The 3894-nt window shown below is 65.5% G+C and carries 4 protein-coding genes; all 4 read left to right on the forward strand.

Annotation, left to right across the window (positions count from 1 at the left end; genetic code table 11):
* The first annotated feature begins 154 nt into the window (after positions 1-154).
* The gene (locus I6U14_RS13435) at positions 155-706 is read left to right on the forward strand and encodes a hemerythrin domain-containing protein (RefSeq protein ID WP_296900030.1); all 552 of its coding nucleotides are present in this window, start codon (positions 155-157) and stop codon (positions 704-706) included.
* A gap of 184 nt (positions 707-890) precedes the next feature.
* Positions 891-1940 carry a ferrochelatase gene (gene hemH / locus I6U14_RS13440; protein ID WP_296900031.1) on the forward strand — a complete coding sequence of 350 codons (1050 nt, stop codon included), beginning with the start codon at positions 891-893 and terminating at the stop codon, positions 1938-1940.
* A 130-nt stretch (positions 1941-2070) separates the two neighbouring features.
* Positions 2071-2505: a DUF971 domain-containing protein gene (locus tag I6U14_RS13445; protein WP_296900032.1), complete on the forward strand. Its 435-nt coding sequence runs from the start codon at positions 2071-2073 to the stop codon at positions 2503-2505.
* A gap of 326 nt (positions 2506-2831) precedes the next feature.
* The coding region (locus tag I6U14_RS13450) for a transglycosylase domain-containing protein (protein WP_296900033.1) at positions 2832-3894 on the forward strand (1063 nt) is incomplete at its 3' end.

Consider the following 3894-nt stretch of genomic DNA (forward strand, 5'->3'; position numbering starts at 1 on the left):
GACGCAGCGCAACGATGATCCGCCGACCGATTGCCAGGCGCGCGGCTGAGCCCTAAGCGCGGCGTTTGAATCCCTCAGGTCGCTGTCATATGGTCGGGGGGCCTGTCGCCGCGCCCGTCACTCGCACCCGTCGTCCCCACACCGGGAGGCCGCCATGAACGCTTTGCTGGACAGACTCGCCGAGGACCACCGTCGGCTTGCGCACCTGTTGGTGCTGCTGGAAAGCCTGCTGGATCGTTTTCACGCCGGCGCAGAGCCCAATTACGAGGTGATGTGCGAGCTGCTGGAGTACATGATCGACTACGCCGATCAGGTCCACCATCCCAGCGAGGATTTGATCTTCGAGCGCTTGCTGGAGCAGCCGGGGCAGGGCCACGATGTGCTGCGACGGCTGATGCTGCAGCACGAATCGCTTGCGCAGCTCAACCGCCGTTTCAAGGAATCGCTGGAGGGCATCGTGCACGAGGAGGTGCTGTCCCGCGACGAAGTGGAGCAGCAGGGTCGGGAGCTGCTTGCGACGTTGCGCGAGCATATGCGCCTCGAAGACCAGGAAGCCTTTCCCATCGCCGCTGAGGTACTGACAGCGGAGGATTGGGAGGCCCTGCTGGCGCAGGCGCCAACGGTCGAGGACCCAGTATTCGGCAAGGCGGACCCGGAGCGCTTCCGAGCCCTTTACACTCAGTTGCGGGCCGAGATGCGGCAATGACGGCGGCGCCCACACCGTTGCTGCGGTGCGCAGCAGCGCATTGTCTGCGCCGAGTCCGCCCCGACCTTGGCCCTGTACCGGGCGCACCGAGCGCGGCCAGGCGCCATCCGTCTGCCCGTACACACCATGGGTGCATCCCCTTTAAGTATTAGGACTGGCAGGGAAACCTGACGCCCGCAACACCATGCGATACAAAAACGTTCCCGGATTCGAGCATGGCACGCAGGAGAGCCTTGGCGTGCTCATGCTCAACCTTGGCACCCCGGATGCCCCGACCCCCACGGCCGTACGCCGCTACTTGGCGGAGTTCCTGAACGACCCGCGCGTCGTCGAGCTGCCGCGGCCTATCTGGTGGCTGGTGCTGCACGGCGTCATCCTGCGGGTGCGCCCCAGTCGCTCGGCGCGGGCTTACCAGTCCGTGTGGACCGAGCGGGGCTCGCCACTGCTTGACGTGGCGCAGCGCCAGACCAACGGACTGCGTGCGCTGCTCGATGCGCGCTTCGGCAAAGGGGTGCGCGTGGAGCTCGGTATGCGCTACGGGAAGCCCTCGGTGCCGGAGGCGCTGGAACGGCTCAAGCAAGCCAACGTGCGCCGCCTGCTGGTGCTGCCGCTGTATCCGCAGTACTCCGGCACCACCACAGCGTCGGTGTTCGATGCGGTCACCGATGAGCTCAGCACCTGGCGGTGGCTGCCTGAGCTGCGCTTCATCAACCAGTACCACGACGATCCCAACTACATCGACGCCGTTGCGCACAGTATCCGCGCTTACTGGGACGAGCATGGGGAGCCGGAACGACTGCTGTTCTCGTTCCACGGCATCCCGAAGAAGTATTTCATGGCCGGTGACCCCTACCACTGCCACTGCCACAAGACCGCGCGCCTGGTGGTGGAGCAGCTGGACCTGCCGGAAGACCGCTGGTTGGTGTCCTTCCAGTCCCGCGTCGGCCGTGACGAATGGCTGCAGCCCTATACCGACGAGACCCTCAAGCTCTGGGGTGCCGACGGGGTCAAGCAGGTACACGTCATTGCCCCCGGCTTCTCGGCAGACTGCCTGGAGACCCTGGAGGAGATCGACGTCGAGAACCGGGAGTACTTTCTCGAAGCCGGCGGCGAGGACTATCACTACATCCCCTGTCTCAACGATGATCCGCGGCACTTGGAGATGATGCTGGGCTTGGTGGAGCGCCATGCCTGCGGTTGGCCGGAAATGTCCGGCGTCGCCGAGGATTGGTAGCGCCCGCCGTTCATGCGTTGGTCTGCCGGACAGGGTGATTGCAACCCGCTGCCGGCGTCCGCACCTGCCCCTCATCGATAAGCAGACCCGAGAGCGCCCGCCGCGCCGTTGGCTGGCGACAGCAAATTCCATGGACAAGAATCCCCTCCCCACCGAGCTCAAGCTGCACCAAAACACCCGGGTGCTGGAAATCACCTTCGACGACGGCGCCCAGTTCCGGCTGCCCTGCGAGTACCTGCGGGTCTATTCTCCCTCCGCCGAAGTGCGCGGCCATACTCCCGATCAGGCGAAGCTCCAGGTCGGAAAGGAATACGTGAACATCCGCGACCTGCAGCAGGTGGGCAGCTACGCGGTGAAGATCGTCTTCGACGATGGGCATAAATCCGGGCTTTATGATTGGCAGTACCTGTACAAGCTCGGCCGCGGCTGGCAACCTTTGTGGCAGGACTACCTGAGCCGCCTCGCAGACGTCGGGCGGAGGCGGGCCATCGAGGATCCTTTCGAGGCGATGCAGGCGCGCGGAGAGCGGCCGTCAGAGCTGCCTAAAGCCTCCTCAGCGACCTGAGCGGCGCTTGCCGCGGAGACGGTTTGGCTCAGAGTTCGCGCATCGTTGCCGACGCATAGCCGGACTCCGCGAAGACCTCCAGCGCCGGCGCCAGAAGCCGTTCACGCGTGGCGCGCACGCCCGTCCCCCCTGCGTGCTGCTCCAAGCCCGTCCTCCTCGCAGAGCCCCAACCCGCCAACAGTGTAGCGTCAGGCGTCGCGGCCGCTCGCGGTCACGGCCTGGGTCGGCGGGGCTCGCCTGGTGTAGAATCAGGGACCTGGGGGAAACGCACCGCGCTGCCGGCAACGCGCGCGGGCGCTCATGCACACAAGCCGCGGTCACGACCCTTGAGCACCAACGACGACACCTCCGCCGCCAGCGGTTCCCGAATCGCTTCTGCCCACAAGCCGCCATCACTCAAGCGTACTCAACGCCGCCGCAAGCCCAATCACCGGCACGGCGCCTTCTTCGGCATCGTCGACTGGTTTGCACGCATCGTCGCCACCCCGCTAGCGCTGCCCATGGATGCGGCGCTGCTCGCTCTCGTTGGGGCCGCTGTGCTGCTCTCCAGCATCCAGGACGAAATGCCCGAGGTGGACGCCCTGCTGGAGGTCAAGCTCGAAGAGCCGCTTCGGGTGTACACCGCCGGCGGCTCCCTGATGGCCGAGTACGGTGTCCAGCGCCGCCGGGCCGTCGACTTCCAAGATATCCCGCCGGATCTCGTCAACGCCTTCATCGCGGCCGAGGACAGCCGCTTCTACGAGCATAGCGGCATCGATGTCATCGGCCTCGCCCGCGCGGCTTATGCGGTCGCCCAGGCCGGTGAGGCCACGCAGGGCGGCAGCACCATCACCATGCAGGTGGCGCGGAACTTCTTCCTGACGCCGGAGAAGACCGTCAAGCGCAAGCTCACGGAAATCTTGCTCGCGATGCGGATGGAGACCGCCCTCAGCAAAGACCAGATCCTGGAGCTGTATCTCAATAAGATCTTCTTCGGCAATCGCGCTTACGGGATCTCCGCGGCAGCCGAGTTCTATTACAACAAGACGCTCGATGAGCTCAGCCTGCCGCAGATGGCCATGCTCGCGGGTCTGCCAAAGGCCCCCTCCGCCAACAACCCGCTGGCGGATCCAGAGCGTGCCCGCGAGCGCCGTGACTGGATTCTGGACCGGATGCTCGAGCTAGGCTACATCGACGGCGTGGATCACAGCATGGCTTGGGTGTCGCCGGTGACGGCCACGGGCTATGTGGCGCCCATCGAGTTCCAGGCCGGGTACGCGGCCGAAATGGCCCGTCAGGCGATGGTGGATCGCTTCGGCCAGGAGTCCGCCTACCAGCTCGGCCTAAAGGTCACCACCACCATCGACGAGAAGCTCCAGACCGAGTCGGACCGGGCGCTCCGCCGTGCGC

It is taken from the genome of Thiohalocapsa sp. (assembly GCF_019695415.1).
Lineage (GTDB): Bacteria > Pseudomonadota > Gammaproteobacteria > Chromatiales > Chromatiaceae > Thiohalocapsa.

Bases quoted from the DNA above. Each gene is read 5' to 3' on its own strand.
- I6U14_RS13435 (WP_296900030.1), top strand. From the start codon at position 155: ATGAACGCTTTGCTGGACAGACTCGCCGAGGACCACCGTCGGCTTGCG.
- I6U14_RS13445 (WP_296900032.1), top strand. From the start codon at position 2,071: ATGGACAAGAATCCCCTCCCCACCGAGCTCAAGCTGCACCAAAACACC.
- hemH (WP_296900031.1), top strand. From the start codon at position 891: ATGCGATACAAAAACGTTCCCGGATTCGAGCATGGCACGCAGGAGAGC.